Origin of the sequence: Kribbella sp. NPDC051952, assembly GCF_040680855.1 — a bacterium.
Classification (GTDB): Bacteria; Actinomycetota; Actinomycetes; order Propionibacteriales; family Kribbellaceae; genus Kribbella.
On record NZ_JBFAXQ010000007.1, the window covers coordinates 214957 to 238817 of the forward strand.

The following is a 23861-nucleotide window of genomic DNA, read 5'->3' on the forward strand; positions in this document are numbered from 1 at the left end:
GCTGTGGGGCGTGAATGCAGCCGGAGCGGAGCCGTCGCGGGGCCGGGGTGGTCAGCTGGCCGCCCAGCGGCAGGCCACGATCGTTGCCGAGGTCAACAGTCGCGGCGCGATCACGGTCGCCGAGCTGGTGGAGCGGTTCGGCGTGTCGGACATGACGATCCGGCGCGACCTGGACTCGCTCGACTCCAGTGGGCTGCTGCACAAGGTGCATGGTGGTGCTACCTCGGTGGGGCTGCGGAGCGCGCACGAGCCCGGGTTCGACGCCAAGCTCACCCAGGAGTCCGCGGCCAAGCAAGCGATCGCTGCGGAGGCGGCCGGCCGGGTCCAGCCGGACAGCGCGATCGGGATCGGCGCCGGTACGACGACGTACGCACTGGCTCGTCAGCTGCTGCGGGTGGAGAACCTCACGGTCGTGACGAACTCGGCCCGGATCGCGGACGTGTTCCACGGCAACGGTCGCTCGGATCGCACGGTCGTGCTGATCGGCGGCATCCGGACTCCTTCGGACGCACTGGTCGGGCCGATCGCCACGGCCGCGCTGGCCTCGCTGCACCTCGACCTGCTCTTCCTAGGCGCCCACGGCGTCGATGCCGAGCACGGTCTGAGTACGCCGAACCTGATGGAAGCCGAGACCAACCGGTCCTTCATTGCCGCGAGCCGTGAGGTCGTCGTGGTCGCGGACCACACCAAGTGGGGGACCGTCGGCCTGAGTACGTTCGCGAACTGGGCCGACCTCGACGTCATCGTCACGGACAACGGCCTTGCATCCGCCGCCCGCAAAGCCATGCGCGACACGGGATGTGAACTCGTCATCGCTTCATGAGGCAGCCCTCGCTGGGTCGGCCGTACTGGATTCTCTGGACAGCGGGCGCCGTCTCCTATGCGGGTGACGGAATCATGTTCGGCGCGTTGCCGTTGCTGGCGGCGTCGATCACCCGGGATCCGCGGATCGTTTCGCTCAGCGAGGCGGCCGCGAACGTCGGCTGGTTGCTGCTCGGTCTGATCTCGGGCGTGATGGTCGACCGTTGGCGGCGTACGACGACGATGTGGATCGTCGATGCGATCCGGGCGGTGGTGGCGGGTGCGTTCGCGGCGGTCGTACTCGCGGACCTTGGCACGATCCCGTTGCTGCTGCTGACCGCCTTCCTGCTCGGGTTGCTCGCGCCGTTCTTCGACAATGCCGCCTCGGTCGTGGTGACGGATGTCGTCGTACCGACGTCGCTCGAGCGGGCCAACGGGTACAGCCAGGCATCGCTGGTGGTGCTGAGCAGTCTCATCGGCCCGCCCTTGGGCGCGCTGCTGTTCGTGCTGAGTCGCGGTCTGCCGATCCTGCTCAACGCGATCTCGTTCGCGGCGGCGGCGTTGCTCGTGTGGTTCATCCGGAGGTCGGCGCCGGCCCGCCTACGGGCGCCTGACCGGCATCTCGGCCGGGAACTCAAGGAGGGGCTGGTCTATCTGTGGCGGCACAAGCTGCTGCGGACACTCTGCCTGCTGCTGACGGTGGTGAACGCGGTCGGCGCCGGGATCATCGCGGTCCTCGTCCTCTATGTCCTGGAGGTCCTGCATCTGCCCGAGCAGGGGTTCGGTTGGCTGGTCGCGATCTACGCCGTGGGCGGCGTGCTCGGAGCGATCCTCGCCCCTCGGCTGTCGCGGCGGTTGTCGACGGCGATGAGTCTGATCGGTTCGATGGTCGTCAGCGGGATCGCCATTGTGCTGTTCGGCGTACTGGCAGATCTGGCGCCTGTCGCCGTGGCCGCGGTCGTGCTGGGGTTCGCCAGTACGTGGTGGAACGTCGTGTCCATCACCTTGCGGCAGCGGATCGTCCCGGCCGAGCTGCTCGGCCGGGTGACCGCGGTCTACCGGATGGTGGCGTTCTGCGCGGCGCCGCTGGGTGCGGTCGGCGCGGGGTTCCTTGCGCACCGCACCAATCTGCAGACGCCATATCTGGTGATGGGGCTCGTGCAGCTCGCGGCGACCCTTGTGTACGCGCCGCTGATCCGGCGCGAGCTGTCAGCTGAGGCGGGACGCGCCGGCTGACGGGTTCGCGGCGAGGGCGCTGGGTGCGCTGAAACCGTGCTCCGCAAAGGCTTTCTCGATCGCGGCGAGCACGGAGTCGGACGCGTTCGCTTCGACCAGCGCGATGATGCAGCCGCCGAAACCACCGCCGGTCATCCGGGCGCCGAGCGCTCCCGCCTCGAGTGCGGTGTCGACTGCGACGTCCAACTCGGGAACGGTGATCTCGAAGTCGTCCCGCAGTGAGGCGTGCGAGGCGGTGAAGAGCGGCCCGACCTCGCGCAGCCGGCCTCCGTGCATCAGCGCGACGGCTTCCTCGACCCGGCGGATCTCGGTGACCACGTGCCGGACCCGACGCCGTACGACGTCATCTGTCAACCGGGCGAGCGTGTTGTCGAGGTCGTCGTACTCGATCGACCGCAGTGCCGGGACGCCGAGCTCGGCGGCAGCCTGCTCGCAGCTCTTCCGGCGGGCGGCGTACTCGCCGTCGACGTGGCGGTGCGGAGCCTTCACATCGACGACCAGCAAGGCGAGATCGTCGGCGGCCGGGTCGAACGGGATCTGCTCGGTGGACATCGCGCGGATGTCGAAGAACAGGGCATGGCCGTCGGTGCAGCACATCGACGCCATCTGGTCCATCAGCCCGACCGGTGCGCCGACGTACTGGTTCTCGGCCCGTTGTGCGAGCCGGGCTATCTCGGCGGGGTCGACCTCGAGGTCCCGCAGCCCGAGCAGGGCGACCAGCGTCGCGCAGAGCAGCGCCGCGGACGAGGACAGACCCGCACCGGACGGGATGTCGGACTCGAACCGTAGGTTCGCGCCGCCGATCGGGTAGCCGGACTCGCGCAGGACCCAGGCCGCACCGGCCGGGTACGCCGCCCAGTCGCCGACCGATCCCGTGGCCAGTTCGTCGATCGCGAACTCGGTGATCCCCTTGTGCCCGGCGGAGGCGACCGCGATCCGGCCGTCGTCGCGCTTCGAGGCGGTGACCACGATCCGGTTCGGCAGGGCGATCGGGAGGACGAGTCCGTCGTTGTAGTCGGTGTGTTCGCCGATCAGGTTGACCCGTCCCGGGGCGCGCCAGCTGCCGGCGGGCGTCGTACCGAAGACATCCTCGAAGCTCACGAACCAACCTTCCGCAGGGTCTCGGCCACGTCCTCGGGCCGGGTGTCGCTGATGAACGCGCCCATCCCGGACTCCGAGCCGGCCAGATACTTGATCTTGTCCTTGGCCCGGCGGATCGACAACAGCTCCAGGTGCAGGTAGCCGAGCTCGCGGTCGATCCGGGTCGGGGCCTGGTGCCAGGCGGCGATGTAGGGCAACGGATCGCCGTACAGGCCGTCGAGGCGGTTGAGCACGTCGAGGTACAGCTCGGCGAAGTCGTCGCGTTCGCCGACCGAGAGCTCGTCGATACCGAACACCTGGCGGTGCGGGTAGAGGTGCACCTCGACCGGCCAGCGGGCCGCCTCGGGCACGAACGCGGTCCAGTTGCCGTTCTGCGCGACGACCCGGGTGCCCTCCTTGCGCTCGGCGGCCAGGATGTCGGCGAACAGGTTGCTGCCGGCAATCTCCTGGTGCTCGCGGGCGCGGGCCATCAGCGTCCGCATCCGGGGCGGGAGGAACGGGTAGGCGTAGATCTGGCCGTGCGGGTGGCTCAGGGTCACGCCGATCTCGCGGCCGCGGTTCTCGAACGGGAAGACCAGTTCGACGTCGTCGCGGGCGCCGAGCTCGGCGGTCCGGTCGGCCCAGGTGTCGACGACGAGCCGGGCCTGGCCCTGGGAGAGGTTGGTGAACGACTGGTTGTGGTCGCTGGTGAAGCAGACCACCTCGGTCCGGCCCGGACCGGCGAAGGAGGGGAACCGGTTCTCGAACACGGCGACGTTGTAGTCGTGGTCCGGGATCTCGGTCGGGTTGCCCGGCTTGCTCGCGCACAGCGGGCACTGATCGGCCGGCGGCAGGTAGGTCCGGGTGTTGCGGTGGGTCGCGTACGTGATCACGTCACCGGTGAGCGGATCCGTCCGCAGCTCGACCTGCGGCTGCGGGGCCGGCAGACCGCGGGTGTCCTCCAGCGGCACTCGCACCGGCGCGTCGGCCGGGTCGTAGTAGATCAGCTGGCGCCCGTCCGACAGTGTGGTGTCGGTCCGGCGTGCACCGCGCGGTGTGTTCATCGTTTGACCCTCCCGGCCGGACGACGTGGACGGCCAGGAATCATCGTAAACCAACAAAGTCGAACATGCACCGCCGGGGGAACCGCCGGTAGGGTAGATAGATGGACGACTACGCCCAACGCACGCCCTCTCGCCATCGGACGAGAGGGCGCTAGGAACTTCCAGCCATGAACGACACCCTGCTCAATATCGTCCTGATCCTGGTCTTCGTGATGATCGGCGGGGTCTTCGCCGCCGCCGAGATGGCCCTGGTCTCGCTGCGCGAGAGCCAGCTCAAGTCACTGTCCCACCGCGGCCGCCGCGGCGAGATCGTGGCCAAGGTGGCCGCCAACCCGAACCGCTTCCTGTCCGCCGTGCAGATCGGCGTGACCCTGATGGGCTTCCTGTCCGCGGCCTTCGGTGGCGCGACGCTGGCCGACAGCCTCGCCCCGCAGCTGCAGAAGCTGGGCCTGCCCGAGTCCGTCGCGAGCACCATCGCGCTGGTGCTGATCACGATCGCGATCTCCTACGTCTCGATCGTGATCGGTGAGCTCGCCGCCAAGCGGCTCGCACTGCAGCGGGCCGAGACGTTCGCGCTCGGCCTGGCGCCGCTGGTCGACCGGATCGCCTCCGGCGCCCGCCCGGTGATCTGGCTGCTGTCCAAGTCCACCGACCTGGTGGTCCGCGCCCTGGGCGGTGACCCGAACGCCAACCGCGAGGTGATGAGCGACGAGGAGCTCCGCGACCTGGTCTCCGCGCACGAGTCGCTGGGTGAGGAGGAGCGCCGGATCGTTGACGACGTGTTCGAGGCGGGCAGCCGGCAGCTCCGCGAGCTGATGCTGCCGCGGACCGAGGTGGACTTCGTCGACGCGGAGATGCCGGCGTACAAGGCGGTCAAGTTCGCGGCCGAGCGGCCGCACTCGCGCTACCCGGTGATGAACGGCTCGGCCGACGACATCGTCGGCTTCGTGCACGTCCGGGACCTGTTCGACCCGGCGGTCGCCTCCCGCTCGGTCCGGGTCGGTGACCTGGCCCGCGAGGTGCTGATGCTGCCGGACACCGCGAAGCTGCTGCCCACGCTGACCGAGATGCGCCGGGTCTCGACGCACCTGGCCATCGTGCTGGACGAGTATGGCGGCACCGCGGGCATCGTCACCCTCGAGGACCTGGTCGAGGAGCTGATCGGCGACATCAAGGACGAGTACGACGAGGAGTCCGCCGAGACCACCCGGTTGCGCAGCGGCGACATCGAGGTGGACGGCCTGCTCAACCTCGACGACTTCGCCGACGAGACCGGTGTCGAGCTCCCCGACGGCCCGTACGAAACCGTCGGCGGCTTCCTCGCCGCCCAGCTCGGCAAGGTCCCGAGCGCCGGCGACGAGGCCCGCATCGACAGTCACACCCTCACGGTCACCCAGATGGACGGCCGGCGCGTCGCGCGGGTCCGGATCCACCTGGTCACACCGGCAGGGGAGGAGCCGGTTCCGGACGAGGAGCCAGCATCCGCCGTCGAGCCAGGATGACCAGGCCACCGACGACGTAGCCGAGGCCCTGGAAGGCCAGGACCGGGATGATGCCGACGCGGTCGCCGAGGACACCGGCCGAGACGATGCCGATGAGTACGGCGACGCTCTCGACGGCCATGATGGCGCCGAAGATCCGGCCGCGGGTGCCGTCCTCGGTCAGGTTCTGGAACACCGTCATCATGCCGGCGACCGTGAACGCCCCGGGCAGGCCGACGACGATCATGCAGGCGTAGGCCGGGATCAGGCTGTTCGAGATCAGCGGGTAGCAGAACAGGGTCAGGTCGACGAGCCCGAAGAAGAAGGCGCCGACACCCCACATGGTTGCTGCCGGCAACCGCGATCCGATCGCCGCCGCGACCAGGCCGCCGACGATGCCGCCGATCGCCTGCGACGACACGATCAGGCCGTACGCCGTTCCGTCCCCGCCGAGCTCGGCGCTGACGAAGGGGGCGAACAGTGTGCTCATGATGCCTTCGCCGACACCGGTGACGAGGCAGAAGATGAACAGCAGCCGCATCGCCTGACCCGCGACGGTGAGCCGCAGTCCTTCGGTCCACTCGGCCTTCAGCCGCTTCATCGCGCCACCGGCAGTGTGCTCCTCGAGCTCCGGCCGGACATGGCGGTGGCGCATCCCGGCGACCAGTGCGACCGCGATCAGGAAGGTCGCCGCGTCGGCCAGGGAGAGGAGGGTGAGCCCGCCGAGGGCCGCGAGTACACCGCCGAGCGCGGCGCCGATCAGGCGGGCGAGGTCGCGGATCTGGCTGTTCAGGGCGTTGGCGGTGACGAGTTGCTTCTCCTCGACCAGAACGGGGATCAGAGATTGCTCGGCCGGGCTGAAGAACTGTTGCAAACAGGCTTGGGCGAGGACGACGCCGTACACGATCCAGAGCGCGTTCTTGTCGTGCACGGCCAGCAAAGGCAACAGAACAAGGGCGTTCAGGACATTCGTGACGATCATCGTCTTGCGCCGGTCCCAGCGGTCGACGAAGACACCGGCCAGCGATCCGAGCAGGACCGGCGGGATGAACGACGCGAGTAGCAGTCCACCGGAGGCCAGGGTGGAGCCGGTCAGCACGTACACCTGGAACGCGAGTCCGGTCCGTAGTAGCCAGTCGCCGATCAGCGAGATCAGCCCGGCGCTCAGCATCAGGCGGTAGTCGCGTTGCCGTGCGAGGACGGCCCACAAGTCCTTCATCCCTGGTCCTCCGGAGTGATGGTCACGATCTGGGTGATGGAGATGTGGCGGCTGCCGGGCGGACGGGTGGACTTGTCGTCGATCGGCCGCTCATCGACGTACCGCTGCAGCAGGGCGTCGATCTGCTCGACCAGGTCGGCCAACTCCTCGCCGGTCAGGTAGAACCCGCTCTGCCCGATGCCCGAGTGGTCCCGCCAGATCGGGTCCTCGCTGGTCCGTTCCTGCTGCCACTGGCTGAGCCGTTCGAGCGCGCGCTCCGCGAGGAGTTGCTCGAGCACGTCGGCCGCTGCGGCACCCTCGGGGGTTGCGGTGGCGTCGCGCCACGACTGCGACGTCGATACCAACCGCCACGGGCGTTCCCGGTTGTCCTTCCCCGGTGCCGGCTCGACGAAGTCGTACTTCGCCAACTGCCGCAGGTGATGCGACGCGAGTGCCTGACTGATCCCGAGCCGCCGGGCCGCATCGGCCGCGGTCATCGGACCTTCCCGCCCGAGCAGCGACTGCAGGTCGAGCCGGACGGGATGTGCCATCGCCCGGATCGCCAACGGATCGTTCAGCAATCGCATCCGCCGCTGCGGATCCTTCTCCAAAGACATGCTTGGAATATGCGGCACACCGAATCAGATGTCAAGCCATTGCTTGGAATGTGGTGAGGTGTACCGATGGACGGGTAGTAGTCGCGGCTTCCGGCGACGGGCGGGGCCGGGCCCCGCCTGGAGGGCGTGGCCGGGGTGGACTACTACCCGTTGTTCGGTTCGGTCAGCCGGTGTGTTCGCGGATCCACTCAAGGGCGGGTTCGGCGTGGGCCAGGACGGAGATGTGGGTGTCGCCGGGGTGGAGGTCGAGTTTGGCGGTGGGGATGCGGGCGGCCAGCCAGCGGGCGTGGGTGCTGGGGATGATGCCGTCGCGGGTGCCGTGGACGAGGAGGGTGGGCGCGGTGATCTTGGTCGGGTCGCAGCCCCACGGGATCGTGTACGAACAGTCGTCGTCGATCAGGCCGTCCGGACCGTCCGGCATCGACTTGTCGCCGGCGATCGACCCGAGCCAGCCCCACGGGCCCTCGAACATGGCCAGGTCCGCCTCGGTGAACTGGAAGTCGTACTCGACGCCGGACGTCTCGTGCGCCAGCTTGGCCGAGCGCCCGGCGGCCGCCGCCCGGAGGGATGCGAGTCCGGACGGGATCATCCCGTCGTACCAGTCCAGGCCGTCGGCGTCGTACGGCGCGATGGCGGCGAAGGTGGTGACCGCCTCGATCCGTTCGCCGAGGATCGCGGCCGCGCCGAGGGCGTACGAGCCGCCGCCGGAGTAGCCCATCAGGGCGAAGGTGCCGATGCCGAGGGTGTCCACGACCGTGGTCAGGTCGGCCGCGACCGAGGCCATCGTGCGGCCGGGCGCCTTCGACGAGCCGCCGTATCCGGGCCGGTCGAACGAGATCCACCGGATGCCGAGCCACTCGCCGGCTTCGTACAGCGGCACCGGCGGCACGCCCAGGTTCGGCGTTCCGTGGTTCCACACGACCGCGAGCCGGGCGTCGTCACCGGGCGCACTGTCGTACACGTGCAGCGTGCGGCCGTCTGCCAGCCGGAGGTCCTTCTCGTCCATGTCGCTCACCTTAGATTCGTTCGGGTCTCGGTGAGCGGTACGTCGGAAACCCGTGAACGGACTCGACATTTCGGGGCCCGAGTCGCGGCCCGGAGCGGCCGGTTCGGCAGAAAAGACCGAAATGTCGAGTCCTCCCGGCCGCCTCCGACCTCTGCTGCGAAGATCCACCCAGACTCCGAAAGGAACCGTCATGAAGTACCTGCTCCTGATTCACAGCAACCCGATCACCTGGGCGCATCCGTCGTTCCTGCACACCGACGAAGGCAAGGCGCTGCCGAAGAAGGCCCGCGACGCGCTGGCCGCCCAGTTGGAGAACCTGCTCAAGGAACTGGACGGGAACGGCGAACTGATCAACGCCGTCCCCCTCGACCCACCGGCCAAGACCCGGGTCGTCCGCGTCCGTGAAGGCGTCCGCGCCACCACCGACGGTCCCTACTCCGAGGCGAAGGAACAGCTCGCCGGCGTCTTCCTCATCGACGTCGCCAGCCCCGAACGCGCCGAAGAGGTGGCCGCAACCATCCCCGAGGCACAGTTCTACGCAGTCGAAGTCCGCCCGGTCTCAGTGTTCGACTAGGCGGGTGTGGTTCTGCTGAGTTGCGAGGGCGGGGTCGAGGGCGCCGAGGGCCAGCCAGGTGGCGCCACCGACTCCGTCCCGCGCGGTCAGGACCTCGCCGGAGAAGTGCTGGTCGATGGTCTCCCGGATCAGCCGGCCGACCGGCGAGGATTCACCCGCCACACTGCCCGCGAGCACCATCGGGCCGCGGTCCTCGGTCGTCCTGAGGACCTCGAGCGTTTCGGTGAGCAGTTCCGCTGCGCGTTTCACCAGGGCCCGGGCGGTTTCGTCGTTCTGCTCGTACGCCGTCGCCACCGTCCGGGCCAACTCCGCGAGCAGGACCGGCGGCCGGCTGTTCACCGTGCGCACGAGATCATCGCGCAGTACGTCGTACCCGGTGCGCAACGCGACCGAGTTCTCGTCCCGATCGGGCAGGATCGCCTGGACGACGAGTTGGCCGAGGAGACCGATCGGCTCGCCCCGGTCGAGAGTGAGCAACACACTGCGCACAGCCTCCCGGCCGAGCCAGAAGCCGGACCCGTCGTCACCGAGCAGCCAGCCGTGTCCGCCGGAGGTCCGGACGAGCTTGTGATCGCGGACCAGGCCGGCGTTGCTGCCGGTCCCCGAGATCAGCACGGTTCCGTCCGGCTCCGACGTACCGGAGGCGAAGGCGACCTCGAGATCGCCGATGAACTCGGGCTTGGCGGTCAGCCCCGCGCCGGACCAGGCGGCGTCGAACTGGGCCGCGACATCAGGACGCGCCAGCGCCACCCCGCCGGCCGCGCCGACGATCGCGGCCTTGACCAGGGTCGGATCCAGCCCGGCCAGGGCCGCGTGAAGCGCCTGACCGAAGTTGGCCGCCGCACTTGCCGGATGACTGGTCGGGTTTCCGCCCGCCGCGGCACCTCGACCGACTACGTTGCCCTCAGCGTCCGCGACGACGATCCGGGTGGAGGTTCCACCGAGATCGCCGCCCAGGACGAAGGCTGTCGCCGGCATCGGGACCAGTGCGTCGGCAGGTTCCGGCAGCGGGGATTCGACCGACATCTGCAATGCTCCAAACTGCTCAAAAGAGCCTCTTGACAAGCACAAAAGCACAAGGTCACGCAACGGTCCCGATCTGAGGAGATCCCCAGGATGCGCCTTGACTTTAGCTGCCGGTTGAGAAAAGTTCTGTCCAGCAAACCGTAAACTTGCGCACTTGTCGGCACGACGAGTGTCGCGGCGAACAGATTAGTCGAGGGGTGGGCCGCTGATGGCCAGCAGTAAGCACGGGGGACCGGGCGAGACCGCGGGGGTGAGCGCGCAGTCCTATGTTCAGCTGCTGACGCCGATCCTGGCCGCCGTCACCGAGCAGATCGACGGTCCGATCCAGCAGGCCGCCGACCTCGTCACCAGCGCACTTCGCGCCGACGGCGTCATCCAGGCGTTCGGTTCGGGTCACTCCGAGGCGTTGGCGATGGAGATCGCGGGCCGGGCCGGCGGCCTGATCGCGACCAATCGGATCGCGTTGCGCGACCTGGTCCTGCTCGGCGGTGAGCCGCCCGAGCTGCTCCGCAGTGCCGAGCTCGAGCGCGACCCGTCGTACTCGCGGAAGTTGTACGAGCTGTCCGCGGCCCGGCCGGGTGACCTGTTCGTGATCGCCTCGAACTCGGGCGTGAACGGCTCGATCGTGGAGATGGCGAGCATCGTCAAGGAGCACGGCCATCCGCTGATCGCGATCACGTCGCTGCAGCACACCGGCGGAATGGACTCGCGGCACCCGTCCGGAAAGAAACTGATCGACTTCGCGGACGTGGTGCTGGACAACCATGCGCCGTACGGCGATTCCGTGCTCGACCTGCCCGACGGTGGGAAGGTCTGCGCCGTCTCCTCGATCACCGCGGCGCTGCTGGCGCAGATGCTCGTCGCCGAGGTCCTGCGCCGTCTCACCGACGCCGGTGAGACGCCGCCGGTCTACCTGTCCGCGAACATCCCGGGCGGCGACGACCACAACCATGCCCTCGAAGCGCAGTACGCCGGCCGCATCCGGCGTTCGGCCTGAAGACGGGCCTCAAGACGGGCCTCAAGACGGGTCCGGCTGGCCAGGCGCTGAAGTAATCTGCCGGGGTGCTGACTCGGCGGACATTGCTGCAAGGGGTGCTGGCTGGGGCGGTGCTGACCGGATGCTCGTCCGATCCGGCACCGCCGCCGGTGTCCCCGGACAACCCGTTCAACGTGCCCGCTGACGCCGCCGTCGACGCGGTCGTCTCCGAGGAGTACGGCGGGTTCGCGGCGGCGGCGTACCGGAAGAAGTACGCGGCGGCTGCCGTCACACCGACGGTGAACGTGAAGCTGTCGGATGCCCTGCTGCCACGGTTCACCGGCGGGAATCCGCCGGACGTGGTCCTGAACACCGGGGACGAGCCGCTCGACATCGGCCGGCTGGTGCGGGACAACCAGCTCTCCGACCTGCAGTCGTTGCTCACGGCCCCTTCCTGGGACGACCCGAACACGTCCGTCGGCGACACCCTGCTGCCAGGGATGCTGCCCAGCGGTCAGTACGACGGCTCGCAGCGCTCGCTGAACTACGTCGCCACCGTGTACGGGCTCTGGTACTCGGCGAATCTCTTCCAGCACAACGATTGGGACGTTCCCCGGACCTGGCCGGAATTGCTTGCCCTCGGCACCGAGATGAAGGCGGCCGGCCTCGGCCCGTTCATCTACGCGGGCGCGCATCCGTACTACCTGCTGGAGATGGTGCTCACGCTCGCCGCCAAGACCGGCGGCCACGACGTGGTGAAGCGGATCGACAACCTCGACGACGGCGCCTGGAAGGACGAGAGCCTGACCGCGGCGATGACCGCGATCGGCGAGCTCAGCAAACGCGGGCTGATCGCGACAGGCGCCGCCGAGTACGACCACATCGGCTCGCAGAAACGGTTCCTCGCGTTGAAGGCCGGCCTGCTGCCGTGCGGTAACTGGCTCGAGAACGAGATGAAGGCGCTGATCCCACCGGAGTTCGCGCTGACGATGACCGCCGTACCGGCGCTGGACGGGTCGCCGGAGCTGGCCCGCGGGTTGCATGTTGCGGCGACCGCGCCGTACCTGGTGCCGGCGAAGGCGAAGAACGGGGCCGGCGGGTTCGAGTACCTGCGGGCCACGCTGTCGAAGGATGTCGCGGCGCAGGTCACCTCGGAGTCCAACCAGCTGACGATCGTGCGTGGTGCGGCCGACGGGTTGGAGATCGGTACGGCGCTCCGCTCCGCGCGGGACCTGCTCTCGGCGGCGGGCGATCAGGCGATCACGTGGTACTTCGACAGCTGGTATCCGGAGTTCGCCACCACCGCGGCGCAGGCGACCGGTCAGTTCCTGGCCGGCGGACTGCAGTTGTCGGAGTGGACGGCCCGGATCCAGGCGGCCGCGGACAAGCTGAAGCAGGACAACGCGGTCACCAAGTACCACCGCGACTGAGCCATGAGTTAGGTTAGGGCAACCTAACCATCGTGACTTGTGAGGCTCCGATGCGTCACCCGCTGCGTCTGCTCGCGCTGCTCGTCGTTCCCCTGCTCGTCCTGACCGCCTGTGGCAGCGGTTCTGACGACACCCCGGCGGCGGCCGGCTCGTCGGCTGAGGGTGTGTTCCCGGCCACGATCCCGAACAAGTACGGCGACACCGTGGTGAAGTCGGCGCCGCAGCGCGTCGTCGCGGTCGGGCTGGTCGAGCAGGACGCCCTGCTCGCGCTGGGCGTCGTACCGGTGGCGACGACGGAGTGGTTCGGCGAGAAGCCGGGGGCGTTGTTCCCTTGGGCGAAGGAGAAGCTCGGCGACGCCGCCCTGCCGCAGGTGCTGAGCGACAAGGACGGCATCCAGTTCGAGAAGATCGCCGCGCTCCGGCCGGATCTGATCGTCGGGCTGTACTCCGGGATGACCGCCGACGACTACAAGAAGCTGTCCGCGATCGCGCCGACGGTCGCGCAGCCGAAGGGCGTCCCGGACTACGGGGTGTCCTGGCAGCAGGTCGCCACCACGGTGGGTGCCGCGGTCGGGAAACCCCAGCAGGCCAAGGATCTGGTGTCGGGGATCGAGCAGCGGTTCGAGAAGGTGCGGACGGATCACCCTGAGTTCAAAGGCAGAACGGCACTGATGGCGACGCCGTACGAGGGGTACTTCATCTACGGCACCGAGGACCCGCGGTCGCGGCTGCTGACCGACTTCGGCTTCTCGCTGCCGACCGGGCTGGACAAGGTGATCGGCGACAAGTTCGGTGGCAACGTCAGTGCCGAGCGGATCTCGCTGCTCGATCAGCAGGCGCTGGTCTGGTTCCCGACCAAGGGCGGCACGGCGAAGCTGAAGGCGGACCCGCTGTACAAGAACCTGAAGGTGCGGACCGAGGGGCGCGACGTCTTCGTCGAGGAGAACTACGACGATCAGCTGTACGGCGCGACGAGCTTCGTCTCGGTGCTGAGCCTGCCGATCGTCTTCGACGAGCTGGTCCCGAAACTCGCCGCGGCCGTCGACGGGAACCCTGCAACCAACGCTTAACCCCTCGCCGTGGCGCGCGTGCGGTCGTACGCTCGTTGACAGAGGTGAGGTCCGATGGAGTGGGTGGCTCTGCTGCTCCTGTTCTTTTTCTTGTGTGTGCTGCTCAACCTCCTGTTGCCGCAGCCGCCGCAGTCACGTTGGCGCCGGCGTCTCGGCCGGTCGACGCGGCGCGTGACCGCACGCCTGCGCCGGCCCGCCGTTCCTGACCCGGATCCCTTTGACACCTTGCGTTTGCAGACCAGACTCGGCCATCTGGCCGGGGAGATCCGCCGGGTCGAGTCGGCCCGGATGTATGCCAAGGCACACCGGTTGATGGCGCTCGAGGCGGCGTACGACGATCTCCTCGACGAGGCCTGCCGGCTGGCCGGCGTGCCGGCCGACGCCGACCGCAAACGGGACGAAGCCAAGCGCTGGCACGAAGAACAGGAACTGGCCTCCCGCGGCTGGTCCTGGTGACCTACCGCCAGACCACCTGATCCAGGAAGTCCTCGACCGCGGTCGCAACCTCACCGAGTACGGCGGCCGACGCCGCGAGCCGCCCCGGCACATACATCCCGTGGTCGGCCCCGGGCTTCTCGAACACGTACGGCGTGAGCTCGCGCGCGAGAGCCGAGTCCCACAATGGGTCCGCCGTACCGCCGACCAGCAGGAACGGCGCGGTCGACCGGCGCAGACCGTCCACCACCCACTCGCTGGTCAGCACGGGGGTGAGCCAGACCGCCGGCAGTCCTCGCTCGGCTGCCAGCACCGAGCCGTAGGTCCCGAAGGACTTGCCGATCAGCAGCACGTCACCGGTGGCGCCGGCCACGGCTTTCGTGGCCTGCGGCAGGACCCAGGGGCCGCGTTCCTGCTCGGTGAGGGTGGGTGGGCGGCCGGGGTCGTCCCACCACACCGGCAGGACGGCGGCACCCCGCTGTTCGGCCGCGTCGGAGGCGAACATCAGCAGGGGCGCGGTCGGGCCGTTCTGGCCGCCGGGCAGCACGACCACTGTGCGTGAAGTCATAATGCGGAGTCTATGAGGGCCGGGGACCCGCCCGGGTGCTGATCGAACTCGGGACGCTGGCAGAATCGGGGGTATGTCCCTCGCTGCGTCTGACCCCTCCGCAGCCGGTTCCCAGCGTCGCCCTCGGGTGCTGTCCGGGATCCAGCCGACGGCGGACTCCTTCCATTTCGGCAACTACCTCGGAGCGTTGCGGCAGTGGGTGGCCCTGCAGGACGACCACGACGCGTTCTACTGCGTCGTCGACCTGCACGCGATCACGGTGGAGTACGAGCCGAAGCAACTGCGGGACCGGACCCGTCGCTCGGTGGCACAGCTGCTCGCGGCCGGGATCGACCCGGAGCGGTCGACGCTGTTCGTCCAGTCGCACGTGCCCGAGCACGCCCAGCTGAGCTGGGTGCTCGGCTGTATCACCGGGTTCGGCGAGGCCAGCCGGATGACGCAGTTCAAGGACAAGTCCGCCAAGGGCGGCGCCGACCGCGCCACCGTCGGCCTGTTCACGTACCCGATCCTGCAGGCCGCGGACATCCTGATCTACCAGGCCGACCGCGTCCCGGTCGGCGAGGACCAGCGCCAGCACCTGGAGCTGACCCGCGACCTGGCCCAGCGGTTCAACCACCGGTTCGGCAAGACCTTCCGGCTGCCCGAGGCGTACATCGTCAAGGAGACCGCGAAGATCTCCGACCTGCAGGACCCGACCGCCAAGATGAGCAAGTCCTCGTCGTCGCCGGCCGGCATCATCGACCTGCTGGACGACCCGAAGGTGAGCGCGAAGAAGATCCGCTCCGCCGTCACCGACTCCGGCCGCGATGTCGTCTTCGACCCGGAGAACAAGGCCGGCGTGGCCAACCTGCTGACGATCTACTCGGCCCTGACCGGTAAGAAGATCAGCGAGCTCGAGGACGAGTACGCCGGTCGCGGGTACGGCGACTTCAAGAAGGACCTGGCCGACGTCGTGGTCGAGTTCGTCACGCCGTTCCGGGAGAAGACGCTCGGCTACCTGGACGACCCGGCGCAGCTGGACGCGATCCTGGCCGCCGGCGCCGAGCGGGCCCGTGCGGTCACCGAGCCGACGCTGGCCCGGGTCTACGACCGGCTGGGCTTCGTGCCCGGACCGGCCCTCGGATCGGGCCGGTAGGGCCGCGGATGGCGACGATCGGTGTCGCGATCCCGATCGCGGAACCCTACGGCACGGAGCTGCAGAAGTACCGGGCCGAGTTCGGCGATCCGATGGCCGCGTCGATTCCGACCCACGTGACCCTGCTGCCGCCGACCGAGATCGACGACGCGGACCTGGGCCTGATCGACGATCACCTGACCGAGGTGGCGGCCCGGTTCCCGAACTTCCGGATCCGGCTGCGCGGTACGGCGACGTTCCGGCCGATCTCCCCGGTCGTGTTCGTCCCGCTGGCCGAGGGCATCTCGTCGTGTGAGGTGCTGCAGTCGCAGGTCCGCTCCGGCCCGCTGCAGGTCGCGCTGCGCTTCCCGTACCACCCGCACGTCACGATCGCGCACGACCTGGACAAGGACGCACTCGACCGTGCGTACGACGCTCTGTCCGAGTACGACTGTGCTTTCGACGTGGACGCCTTCAGCCGCTACGAACACGGCGCCGACGGCGTGTGGCGACCACAGCGTGCCTTCGCCCTGAAGGGCTGACGCCCTGAAAGGCTAGCCTCCGGACTCTCGGGTACAGGAGCGGCATGAGCATCATCCAACGGGGTAAGGCGATATGGGCGCGGTTCAGCCGCACGCAGGTGTGGCGCGCCTGGCAGCGGTACGGCAACCGCCGGGGCAACCGGTTGGCCGGGGCAACGAGTTTCTTCGGGTTCCTCTCGTTGTTCCCGCTGATCGTGCTGGCTGCGGCGATCGCGGGTCCGCTGCTCGGCGACCCGGCGGTCAAGGCGCTGAAGAAGGGCCTGCAGTCGAACCTGCCGGGGATCGGCGACAAGATCGACATCGATGCGCTGATCGCCAACGCCGGCACCATCGGCGTGGTGTCCGGGGTGTCGCTGCTCCTCACCGGCCTCGGCTGGATCGACTCCCTGCGAGCCTCGATCCGGTCGATGCACGAGCTCGACGACGAACCGGGCAACACGTTCAAGCTGAAGGTCACCGACCTGGGCGCGCTGCTCGGCCTGGGCCTGATCGGCCTGATCGCCACCGGCGCCTCGTCGATCCTGACCGGCCTGTCCGAGCGGATCGTGGGCTGGATCGGCCTCGATGGGACCTGGCTGGCCAGCTGGGGACTGGACCTGATCAGCATCGTCGTCGGCATCGCGGCCGGTGCCGTCCTCTTCGGCTACCTGCAGACCGCGCTGCCGCGGATCGTCCCGCCGCGGAAGGTCGTGCTGATCGGCGCTCTGGCCGGTGGCATCGTCTTCTATCTCGCGCAGCGGCTCGGCAACGTGTACGTGAAGCACGTGATCGGTGCGAATGCGGCGTACGGCGCTTTGGCGTTGCCGCTGGCGCTGTTGGTGTGGATCTACCTGATGACGCGCGTGATCATGCTGATCGCCGCGTGGACGAAGGAAGCCGGGCTGGATGCGCAGGCGCGGGTCACGCCGGAAGGCCGGCTCCGGATTGCGGAGGAGCCACTGCCGCCGGAGCAGTCCGTGGAGGAGCCGTTACTGCCGGGGCCGCCGGGGAAGCGCTACAAGGTGATTCCGGTGCCGCAGCGAAGAGCAGACACGGTCGCTGTCGCGGCAGGCGCTGTCATCGGTCTCACTGCGGCCTTCATGGCCTCGCAGCTCGGTAAGGCCGCTCGCTCGTTCCGGCGCTAGTGTCGCCGGCGCCGCAGGCCGCGGGGCCGACGGAGGAAGAGTCCTAGGAGCAGGACCGGCGGGGCGGCGTACGCCCAGGTGGGGATGCGCAGCGCGAGGGACTGGACGGCCTGGCCGGGACTGAGGACCGTGCGGCTGCGTGGCGGTTTCGGCGTACCGGCGGTTTCGGTCTTCTTGTCCGTGGTGGTGGTCTTCGGCGTTTGCGCGGCGGCGGGCTTGACCAGGGTGCCGACCGGGCTGAGCTTGGCGTAGTTGTTGAACGTCCAGGTCAGCAGGTTGCTGGCGTCCTCGGTGATGCCGTGCGGTGCGTTCATCATCGTCACGACCAGCGTGTGGCCGTTCCGCCGGGCCGCGCCGACGAACGTGTTCCGGGCCAGCGTGGTGTAGCCGGTCTTCACGCCGAGCGCACCGGTGTAGTTGAACAGGAGCTTGTTCTGGTTCGCGACCTGGTACGTGCCCTTGTTGCCGGCGTTCGGGAAGTTCGTGAACTTCGTCGACGCGTACTTGGCGAAGTCCGGCCGGGCCAGACCGGCCTGGGCGAACAGCGCCAGGTCGTAGGCGCTGGAGAACTGCCCGTCGGCGTCGAGGCCGGTCGGGTCGGTGACGTGGGTGTCGCGCGCACCGATCTCCGCGGCCTTCTGGTTCATTCGCTGGATGGTTGCCGGGACACCACCCTGGTCGTGTGCACAGAGTGCGTGCACGGCGTCGTTCCCGGAGGCCAGGAACATGCCCTGGAAGAGCAGGTCGACCGTGTAGTGCAGCCCGGGATAGACCCCGACCTTGCTGCCGATGATCCCCGCATCGGCGTCCGAGCCGACCACTGGATCGGTCTTCTTGAGTCGAGGCAGCAGGACCAGGGCTGTCAGGGTCTTGAGCGTGCTCGCGGGCCGCAGCTTGGCGTGCGGCGCCTTCGCGGCCAGGACGGAGCCGGTGTCGAGGTCGGCCACGACGTACGCCGATGCCTGGACAGCCGGCGGTGCCGCCCCGTCGGCGACGACCGTCGGCTTCGCGGTCAGCAGGTCGCCGCCGACCGGGCTTTGTGAGCCCAGACCGGCGGCGGTCGCTGTCAGAGGTCCGGAGGCCACCAGTGCGGTGGTCGCGCAGGCCGTCAGAAGCAAACGCATCGGCGGCAGCCTAGACGGCCCGCGGGGCACTCGCCAGTTGGCCTCGGGGTCCCCGTCACGCCCGGTAGGCGGTCCACATGTTGCTGATCCGCGTGCTCTGACCGGGAGTGAACTGGTTGTAGCAGGAGTCGTAGGAGTAATCCATGTAGTTGTGGATCGGGTCCACACCCGGCAGCGAGCACGAGTTCCGGCCGGTCGGGCAGCCGCTGCTGGCACTGCTCTGGGCGGGCGTGTCGCTCACGGAGTCGTTCGTACTCGTGCAGCCACCCTGGAACGTGTGGTAGAGCCCGAACCAGTGGCCGGCCTCGTGGGACGCGGTCTTGCCGAGGTTGAAGTTGGTCGCGGAACCACCCGGCAGCGAGCTGTACTGCACCCGGATGCCGTCGATCTTCGGGTTGCTCGCGTAGTCCCACGGGAACGTCGCGATGCCGAGGTAGCTGAAGTCGACCAGCCAGATGTTCAGCGCGTTCTTGCCGCCCTTGCGGGTTTGTGAACGGTACGTCGTGCTCTGTCCGTCGGTGTGCCAGGTGTTGTTGTTGTACCGGTCCGTGCCGGCCAGCGTGAACGTGAAGCCGGTGTTCGCGGCCGCGGACGACTCGCCGCCGGCGAAGTCCTGGTTCAGCTCGGCGATCTGCTGGTTGATCTGAGTCGCGGTCACGTCACCGGCGCCGGAGCTGCTCCGCATCACGTGGATGTAGACCGGAACGGTCGCCGCGGCCAGCTTTCCGGCCTTGGGCGCGAGCCCGCGGGCTGCCTTCGCCTTGAGAATCGCGGCCGTCTTGGCCTCGATCGACTGCTGCTCGGCGGTGGACAGGTCACGGTGGTCCGCGCCGTGGCCGCTACGGGCGGCCGGTCCCTCAGCCGGGGTCAGACACGGATTGCCGGCCTGGTCGGCGGGCAGTTGTGCGGTTGCCTGGCCACCGAGTGGGCTGAAGGCGAGCGCCGTACCGGCCAGCAGAACGGCCAAGGCGCGGGGGCGGGTGATGAAACGACTGGGGCGGTGGGGCGGGGAAGGTATGAAAGATCGCATGGTGCGTCCTCCGGGATCGGGCCGCTTGGGCGGTGCGGCCGAATCCGGCGATTTTGCCCGCGATCTCGCACAGTGCCTAGGCGTTCACTGTCCGCACGGTGCCACGGCACCACCGCGCCGCATTGACAGTCGCCGTTAGGCTTGAGTCAATGGACTGGCCGTAGACCAATAGACTCCGGGAGTGGCCGTGGCGAGCACTGGGAAGTTGACTGTGGGGGACCTGCGGGCGCTGATCGACGCGGGTCAGATCGATACCGTGCTGGTCGCCATCACGGATATGCAGGGGCGGTTGCAGGGCAAGCGGTGTGGGGCCCGGTACTTCCAGGAGGAGGTGCTGAAGCACGGGACCGAGGGGTGCAACTACCTGCTCGCGGTCGACGTGGACATGAACACCGTCGACGGCTACGCGATGTCGTCCTGGGAGCGTGGGTACGGCGACCTGGTGATGGCGCCCGACCTGGACACGCTCCGGCTGATCCCGTGGCTCGAAGCCACCGCGATGGTGCTCTGCGACGTGCAGTGGCTGGACGGCTCGCCGGTGGTGGCCTCGCCTCGGCAGGTGCTGCGGGCCCAGCTCGACCGGCTCGCCGAGCGCGGCCTGAAGGCGTACGTCGGGACCGAGCTCGAGTTCATGGTCTTCGACGACTCGTTCGAGGCGGCCTGGGACAAGCGCTACCGCGACCTCACCCCGGCGAACCAGTACAACGTCGACTACTCGCTCCTCGGCACCGCCCGGATCGAGCCGCTGTTGCGCGACATCCGCAACGGCATGACCGGCGCCGGCTTGTACGTCGAGTCCGCCAAGGGCGAGTGCAACCTCGGTCAGCACGAGATCGCGTTCCGGTTCGACGAGGCCCTGGTCACCTGCGACAACCACTCGATCTACAAGACCGGTGCGAAAGAGATCGCCGCCAAGCATGGCAAGAGCCTGTCCTTCATGGCGAAGTACGACGAACGCGAGGGCAACTCGTGCCACATCCACCTGAGCTTCCGCGCCGACGACGGTGACGCCGTCCTCGCGGGGGACCGGGAGCACGGCTTCTCCGAGCTGATGGAGCGATTCATCGCCGGGCAGCTCGCTTGCTTGCCCGAGTTCACCTATCTGCTCGCGCCGAACATCAACTCGTACAAGCGTTTCGTCCGTGGCAGCTTCGCGCCGACCGCGGTCGCGTGGGGTCTGGACAACCGGACGTGCTCGCTTCGCGTGGTCGGACACGGCGACTCGCTCCGGGTCGAGAACCGCCTCCCCGGCGGCGACGTGAATCCGTACCTCGCAGTCGCCGCGATCATCGCCGCCGGCCTGCACGGCATCGAGAACGAACTGGAACTCGAGCCGCTGCTGGAGGGCAACGCGTACGAGTCCGACAAGGATCACGTCCCGTCCACGCTGCGTGAGGCGTCCGCGCTGTTCACCGGCTCGAAGATCGCCCGTACGGCGTTCGGCGACGAGATGGTCGATCACTACACCAACGCGGCGCGGGTCGAGCTCGATGCGTACGACGCCGCCGTCACCGACTGGGAGCGGGTCCGTGGTTTCGAACGACTCTAAGCGGCCGAGGATCGGCATCACGACGTACCTCGAGCCGGTGAGCTGGGGGATCTGGAATCGTGAGGCCGCCGTGCTGCCGAAGGTGTACCTGGATTCGGTGGTAGCAGCGGGAGGGGTTCCACTCCTGCTTCCGCCGGTCGGCACCGATCCGAGTGTCCTCGAGATCCTGGACGGACTGGTCGTGGCCGGTGGATGCGACGTGGATCCCGGGTCGTACAGCGCGGTGCCGCATCCGGAGACGGTCGACACCCGGCCCGGCCGGGATGAGCACGAGCGCGTACTGATCGAAGCCGCACTTGAGCGGGACCTTCCGCTGCTCGCGGTGTGCCGTGGTCTGCAGATCCTCAACGTCACGCTGGGCGGCACCCTGCACCAGCACCTGCCCGAAGTCGTTGCCAATGACGAGCATCGCCCGGCGCCCGCGATCTTCGCGACGACCGAGGTCAAGACCGAGCCGGACTCGCTGGCGGCAGAGATTCTCGGCGACCGTGCAACCGGACGGTGCTACCACCACCAGGCCCTCGACGTGGTCGCGCCGAGCCTGCGCGTCACCGCCCGTGCGGGCGACGGAACCATCGAGGCCGCCGAGGTGGAGGGCCACGACTTCGCCCTCGGTGTGCAGTGGCACCCGGAGGAGAACGCCGACGACCTACGACTCTTCACGGCTCTGATCAGGAGTGCCTCATGACGTACGACGTGATCAACCCGGCTACTGAGAAAGTGGTCCGCACGATCTCGCTGGCCGACCAGGACGCGACGGATGCGGCGATCGGCCGGGCCGCAACCGCCTTCGATACCTGGCGAAACGTGACTCCTGCGGATCGTGGGAAGCTGCTGCGGCGATTTGCGGACGCGGTCGACGCCGATCTGGAGAACCTTGCTGCGCTGGAGGTTGAGAACTCGGGCCACACGATCGGTAACGCGCGCTGGGAGGCGGGCAACGTCCGTGATGTCCTGACGTATTACTCCGCAAGTCCGGAACGCTTGTTCGGCCAGCAGATTCCCGTTGCCGGCGGCATCGATGTGACCTTCAAGGAACCGCTCGGCGTGGTCGGCGTGATCGTGCCGTGGAACTTCCCGATGCCGATCGCCGGCTGGGGATTCGCTCCAGCCCTTGCCGCGGGCAACACAGTGGTGTTGAAGCCGGCCGAGCTCACCCCGTTGACCGCTATCCGGTTGGGTGAGCTCGCGCTGGAAGCGGGTCTGCCGCCCGGGGTGTTCGAGGTCGTGCCGGGCAAGGGGACCGTGGTCGGACAGCGGTTCGTGACGCATCCCGCCGTACGCAAGGTGGTCTTCACCGGGTCGACGGTGGTCGGGAAGCAGATCATGGCCGGGTGCGCCGAGCAGGTGAAACGGGTGACGCTAGAGCTCGGTGGGAAGTCGGCCAACGTGGTCTTCGCCGATGCGGATCTGGGGAAGGCCGCGGCCCAGGCGCCGTACGGCGTGTTCGACAACGCCGGGCAGGACTGCTGTGCGCGGTCGCGGATCCTGGTCGAGCGGACGGCGTACGACCGGTTCATGGAGTTGCTCGAGCCGGCTGTGAAGAACTTCAAGGTCGGTGACCCGAGCGATCCGGCCACCGAGATGGGGCCGCTGATCTCTCGGGATCAGCTCGAGACCGTGGCGTCCTTTGTCGACAATCCTGCGATCCAGGGCACGGCGCCGAGCGGTCCCGGATTCTGGTTCCCGCCGACCGTGCTGGCACCGGCGAGTGAGCGGGCCGTGCGGGAGGAGATCTTCGGGCCAGTCGTGGCAGTAATCCCGTTCGAGGACGAGGCGGACGCGGTCCGGATCGCGAACGACTCCGAGTACGGGCTGTCCGGCTCGATCTGGACCCGGGACGTCGGTCGCGCGTTGCGGGTCGGCCGCGGCGTCGAGGCCGGCAACCTGTCGATCAACTCGAACTCGTCGGTGCGGTACTCGACGCCGTTCGGCGGCTACAAGCAGTCCGGGCTCGGTCGCGAGCTCGGCCCGGACGCGCTGGACGCGTTCACCGAGACCAAGAACATCTTCATCAGTACGGAGGACTGAATGGACGTCAAGGCACACCGGCTGGAGGGCCGGGTCGCGGTGGTGACCGGCGGCGCGAGCGGGATCGGCCTGGCCACGGTACGGCGCCTTGCCGCCGAGGGAGCGAAGGTCGTGATCGGTGATCTCGACCCGGCCGCGGGCAAGGCCGCCGCGGACGAGGTCGGTGGACTGTTCGTCGCGACCGACGTCACCGACCCGGTCGGCGTGGAGAACCTGTTCCAGCAGGCGTTCGACAGCTTCGGCAGCGTGGACATCGCGTTCAACAACGCGGGCATCTCGCCGCCCGACGACGCGTCGATCCTGGACACCGGGCTGGAGGCGTGGCGGAAGGTGCAGGAGGTCAACCTGACCTCGGTGTACCTGTGCTGCAAGGCCGCGATCCCTTATATGCAACGGCAGGGCAAGGGATCGATCATCAACACTGCCTCGTTCGTCGCGGTGATGGGTGCGGCCACGTCGCAGATCTCGTACTCCGCGTCGAAGGGCGGCGTACTCGCGATGAGCCGCGAACTGGGCGTGGAATTCGCCCGGCAAGGGATCCGGGTCAACGCGCTCTGCCCGGGCCCGGTGAACACGCCGCTGCTGACCGAGCTGTTCGCGAAGGACCCGGAGCGGGCCCAGCGACGGCTCGTCCACGTCCCGATGGGCCGCTTCGGTGAACCCGACGAGATCGCCGCCGCGGTCGCGTTCCTGGCCAGTGACGACTCCTCCTTCATCACCGCCAACACGTTCCTCGTCGACGGTGGAATCTCGGGTGCCTACGTGACTCCGATCTAGTCTGTGCT

24 protein-coding genes are annotated in these 23861 nt (G+C 68.5%); 15 read left to right on the forward strand and 9 right to left on the reverse strand.

Annotated features, from left to right (window positions below):
• Positions 1–10: 10 nt before the first annotated feature.
• Positions 11–823 (forward strand): DeoR/GlpR family DNA-binding transcription regulator, encoded by an 813-nt coding sequence (locus tag AB0L70_RS16120; RefSeq protein WP_363684527.1) that lies wholly within the window; start codon positions 11–13, stop codon positions 821–823.
• Positions 820–2037, forward strand: a complete 1218-nt coding sequence (locus AB0L70_RS16125) for an MFS transporter (RefSeq protein ID WP_363684529.1) — start codon at positions 820–822, stop codon at positions 2035–2037. Before AB0L70_RS16120 ends, AB0L70_RS16125 begins: the two co-directional genes overlap by 4 nt.
• On the opposite strand, the gene galK is transcribed toward AB0L70_RS16125, so the two are convergent.
• Together galK and galT are read right to left on the reverse strand one after the other, a co-directional pair.
• Positions 2011–3138 (reverse strand): galactokinase, encoded by a 1128-nt coding sequence (galK, locus tag AB0L70_RS16130; RefSeq protein WP_363684531.1) that lies wholly within the window; start codon positions 3136–3138, stop codon positions 2011–2013. The genes AB0L70_RS16125 and galK overlap by 27 nt on opposite strands.
• On the reverse strand, positions 3135–4181 hold the full coding sequence (galT, locus tag AB0L70_RS16135) for a galactose-1-phosphate uridylyltransferase (protein ID WP_363684533.1): 1047 nt from the start codon (positions 4179–4181) through the stop codon (positions 3135–3137). Before galT ends, galK begins: the two co-directional genes overlap by 4 nt.
• Before the next feature lie 167 nt (positions 4182–4348).
• On the opposite strand from galT, the gene AB0L70_RS16140 reads away from it, so the two are divergent.
• A complete protein-coding gene (locus tag AB0L70_RS16140) occupies positions 4349–5683 on the forward strand; it encodes a hemolysin family protein (protein WP_363684535.1) in 1335 nt (444 codons plus the stop codon).
• Here AB0L70_RS16140 and AB0L70_RS16145 read toward each other — a convergent pair.
• From AB0L70_RS16145 to AB0L70_RS16155, 3 genes are all read right to left on the reverse strand, one after another.
• Positions 5619–6881, reverse strand: a complete 1263-nt coding sequence (locus tag AB0L70_RS16145; protein WP_363684538.1) for an MFS transporter — start codon at positions 6879–6881, stop codon at positions 5619–5621. The genes AB0L70_RS16140 and AB0L70_RS16145 overlap by 65 nt on opposite strands.
• Entirely contained in the window at positions 6878–7477 is a 600-nt protein-coding gene (locus AB0L70_RS16150; protein ID WP_363684540.1) for a helix-turn-helix domain-containing protein, read from the reverse strand. The genes AB0L70_RS16145 and AB0L70_RS16150 overlap by 4 nt, the downstream gene beginning before the upstream one ends.
• A 163-nt stretch (positions 7478–7640) precedes the next feature.
• Entirely contained in the window at positions 7641–8483 is an 843-nt protein-coding gene (locus tag AB0L70_RS16155) for an alpha/beta hydrolase (RefSeq protein ID WP_363684542.1), read from the reverse strand.
• Positions 8484–8673: 190 nt separating this feature from the next.
• Here AB0L70_RS16155 and AB0L70_RS16160 point away from each other — a divergent pair, with 190 nt between their 5' ends.
• Entirely contained in the window at positions 8674–9057 is a 384-nt protein-coding gene (locus tag AB0L70_RS16160; protein ID WP_363684544.1) for a YciI family protein, read from the forward strand.
• On the opposite strand, the gene AB0L70_RS16165 is transcribed toward AB0L70_RS16160, so the two are convergent.
• Positions 9043–10083 carry a BadF/BadG/BcrA/BcrD ATPase family protein gene (locus AB0L70_RS16165; protein WP_363684546.1) on the reverse strand — a complete coding sequence of 347 codons (1041 nt, stop codon included), beginning with the start codon at positions 10081–10083 and terminating at the stop codon, positions 9043–9045. The genes AB0L70_RS16160 and AB0L70_RS16165 overlap by 15 nt on opposite strands.
• A 208-nt stretch (positions 10084–10291) precedes the next feature.
• Between AB0L70_RS16165 and AB0L70_RS16170 the strand changes: the two genes are divergently transcribed.
• From AB0L70_RS16170 to AB0L70_RS16185, 4 genes are all read left to right on the forward strand, one after another.
• A complete protein-coding gene (locus tag AB0L70_RS16170) occupies positions 10292–11080 on the forward strand; it encodes an SIS domain-containing protein (protein WP_363684548.1) in 789 nt (262 codons plus the stop codon).
• 65 nt (positions 11081–11145) lie between these two features.
• Positions 11146–12489, forward strand: coding sequence for an N-acetylglucosamine/diacetylchitobiose ABC transporter substrate-binding protein (gene ngcE, locus AB0L70_RS16175; protein WP_363684550.1), 1344 nt, complete (start codon positions 11146–11148; stop codon positions 12487–12489).
• A gap of 50 nt (positions 12490–12539) precedes the next feature.
• Positions 12540–13559: an iron-siderophore ABC transporter substrate-binding protein gene (locus tag AB0L70_RS16180; protein WP_363684552.1), complete on the forward strand. Its 1020-nt coding sequence runs from the start codon at positions 12540–12542 to the stop codon at positions 13557–13559.
• Positions 13560–13613: 54 nt separating this feature from the next.
• Positions 13614–14015, forward strand: a complete 402-nt coding sequence (locus AB0L70_RS16185; RefSeq protein ID WP_363684554.1) for a hypothetical protein — start codon at positions 13614–13616, stop codon at positions 14013–14015.
• 1 nt (position 14016) lies between these two features.
• Here AB0L70_RS16185 and AB0L70_RS16190 read toward each other — a convergent pair whose 3' ends face one another.
• Positions 14017–14562, reverse strand: a complete 546-nt coding sequence (locus AB0L70_RS16190; protein WP_363684556.1) for an alpha/beta hydrolase — start codon at positions 14560–14562, stop codon at positions 14017–14019.
• 73 nt (positions 14563–14635) lie between these two features.
• Between AB0L70_RS16190 and trpS the strand changes: the two genes are divergently transcribed.
• From trpS to AB0L70_RS16205, 3 genes are read left to right on the forward strand one after another with little or no spacing between them, the layout of a single operon-like run.
• Entirely contained in the window at positions 14636–15697 is a 1062-nt protein-coding gene (trpS, locus tag AB0L70_RS16195) for a tryptophan--tRNA ligase (protein ID WP_363684558.1), read from the forward strand.
• Positions 15698–15705: 8 nt separating this feature from the next.
• The gene (locus AB0L70_RS16200; RefSeq protein WP_363684560.1) at positions 15706–16218 is read left to right on the forward strand and encodes a 2'-5' RNA ligase family protein; all 513 of its coding nucleotides are present in this window, start codon (positions 15706–15708) and stop codon (positions 16216–16218) included.
• A gap of 44 nt (positions 16219–16262) precedes the next feature.
• Entirely contained in the window at positions 16263–17342 is a 1080-nt protein-coding gene (locus AB0L70_RS16205; protein WP_363684562.1) for a YihY/virulence factor BrkB family protein, read from the forward strand.
• On the opposite strand, the gene AB0L70_RS16210 is transcribed toward AB0L70_RS16205, so the two are convergent.
• Together AB0L70_RS16210 and AB0L70_RS16215 are read right to left on the reverse strand one after the other, a co-directional pair.
• The gene (locus tag AB0L70_RS16210; protein WP_363684564.1) at positions 17339–18466 is read right to left on the reverse strand and encodes a D-alanyl-D-alanine carboxypeptidase; all 1128 of its coding nucleotides are present in this window, start codon (positions 18464–18466) and stop codon (positions 17339–17341) included. The two genes, AB0L70_RS16205 and AB0L70_RS16210, sit on opposite strands and share 4 nt — an antisense overlap.
• Positions 18467–18521: 55 nt before the next feature.
• A complete protein-coding gene (locus AB0L70_RS16215) occupies positions 18522–19496 on the reverse strand; it encodes a zinc metalloprotease (RefSeq protein WP_363684566.1) in 975 nt (324 codons plus the stop codon).
• A 187-nt stretch (positions 19497–19683) separates the two neighbouring features.
• On the opposite strand from AB0L70_RS16215, the gene AB0L70_RS16220 reads away from it, so the two are divergent.
• From AB0L70_RS16220 to AB0L70_RS16235, 4 genes are read left to right on the forward strand one after another with little or no spacing between them, the layout of a single operon-like run.
• A complete protein-coding gene (locus AB0L70_RS16220) occupies positions 19684–21045 on the forward strand; it encodes a glutamine synthetase family protein (RefSeq protein WP_363684568.1) in 1362 nt (453 codons plus the stop codon).
• Positions 21026–21733, forward strand: coding sequence for a gamma-glutamyl-gamma-aminobutyrate hydrolase family protein (locus AB0L70_RS16225; protein WP_363684570.1), 708 nt, complete (start codon positions 21026–21028; stop codon positions 21731–21733). The genes AB0L70_RS16220 and AB0L70_RS16225 overlap by 20 nt, the downstream gene beginning before the upstream one ends.
• On the forward strand, positions 21730–23076 hold the full coding sequence (locus AB0L70_RS16230; protein WP_363684572.1) for an aldehyde dehydrogenase family protein: 1347 nt from the start codon (positions 21730–21732) through the stop codon (positions 23074–23076). The genes AB0L70_RS16225 and AB0L70_RS16230 overlap by 4 nt, the downstream gene beginning before the upstream one ends.
• Entirely contained in the window at positions 23077–23853 is a 777-nt protein-coding gene (locus AB0L70_RS16235) for a 3-oxoacyl-ACP reductase (RefSeq protein WP_363684574.1), read from the forward strand.
• Positions 23854–23861: the final 8 nt, after the last annotated feature.

Excerpts from the sequence above, each read along its gene's own strand:
- AB0L70_RS16125 (WP_363684529.1), top strand. The coding sequence starts at position 820 with ATGAGGCAGCCCTCGCTGGGTCGGCCGTACTGGATTCTCTGGACAGCG.
- galT (WP_363684533.1), bottom strand. The coding sequence starts at position 4,181 with ATGAACACACCGCGCGGTGCACGCCGGACCGACACCACACTGTCGGAC.
- AB0L70_RS16140 (WP_363684535.1), top strand. The coding sequence starts at position 4,349 with ATGAACGACACCCTGCTCAATATCGTCCTGATCCTGGTCTTCGTGATG.
- AB0L70_RS16145 (WP_363684538.1), bottom strand. The coding sequence starts at position 6,881 with ATGAAGGACTTGTGGGCCGTCCTCGCACGGCAACGCGACTACCGCCTG.
- AB0L70_RS16150 (WP_363684540.1), bottom strand. The coding sequence starts at position 7,477 with ATGTCTTTGGAGAAGGATCCGCAGCGGCGGATGCGATTGCTGAACGAT.
- AB0L70_RS16155 (WP_363684542.1), bottom strand. The coding sequence starts at position 8,483 with ATGGACGAGAAGGACCTCCGGCTGGCAGACGGCCGCACGCTGCACGTG.
- AB0L70_RS16160 (WP_363684544.1), top strand. The coding sequence starts at position 8,674 with ATGAAGTACCTGCTCCTGATTCACAGCAACCCGATCACCTGGGCGCAT.
- AB0L70_RS16165 (WP_363684546.1), bottom strand. The coding sequence starts at position 10,083 with ATGTCGGTCGAATCCCCGCTGCCGGAACCTGCCGACGCACTGGTCCCG.
- AB0L70_RS16170 (WP_363684548.1), top strand. The coding sequence starts at position 10,292 with ATGGCCAGCAGTAAGCACGGGGGACCGGGCGAGACCGCGGGGGTGAGC.
- AB0L70_RS16180 (WP_363684552.1), top strand. The coding sequence starts at position 12,540 with ATGCGTCACCCGCTGCGTCTGCTCGCGCTGCTCGTCGTTCCCCTGCTC.
- AB0L70_RS16185 (WP_363684554.1), top strand. The coding sequence starts at position 13,614 with ATGGAGTGGGTGGCTCTGCTGCTCCTGTTCTTTTTCTTGTGTGTGCTG.
- AB0L70_RS16190 (WP_363684556.1), bottom strand. The coding sequence starts at position 14,562 with ATGACTTCACGCACAGTGGTCGTGCTGCCCGGCGGCCAGAACGGCCCG.
- trpS (WP_363684558.1), top strand. The coding sequence starts at position 14,636 with ATGTCCCTCGCTGCGTCTGACCCCTCCGCAGCCGGTTCCCAGCGTCGC.
- AB0L70_RS16200 (WP_363684560.1), top strand. The coding sequence starts at position 15,706 with ATGGCGACGATCGGTGTCGCGATCCCGATCGCGGAACCCTACGGCACG.
- AB0L70_RS16205 (WP_363684562.1), top strand. The coding sequence starts at position 16,263 with ATGAGCATCATCCAACGGGGTAAGGCGATATGGGCGCGGTTCAGCCGC.
- AB0L70_RS16210 (WP_363684564.1), bottom strand. The coding sequence starts at position 18,466 with ATGCGTTTGCTTCTGACGGCCTGCGCGACCACCGCACTGGTGGCCTCC.
- AB0L70_RS16215 (WP_363684566.1), bottom strand. The coding sequence starts at position 19,496 with ATGCGATCTTTCATACCTTCCCCGCCCCACCGCCCCAGTCGTTTCATC.
- AB0L70_RS16230 (WP_363684572.1), top strand. The coding sequence starts at position 21,730 with ATGACGTACGACGTGATCAACCCGGCTACTGAGAAAGTGGTCCGCACG.
- AB0L70_RS16235 (WP_363684574.1), top strand. The coding sequence starts at position 23,077 with ATGGACGTCAAGGCACACCGGCTGGAGGGCCGGGTCGCGGTGGTGACC.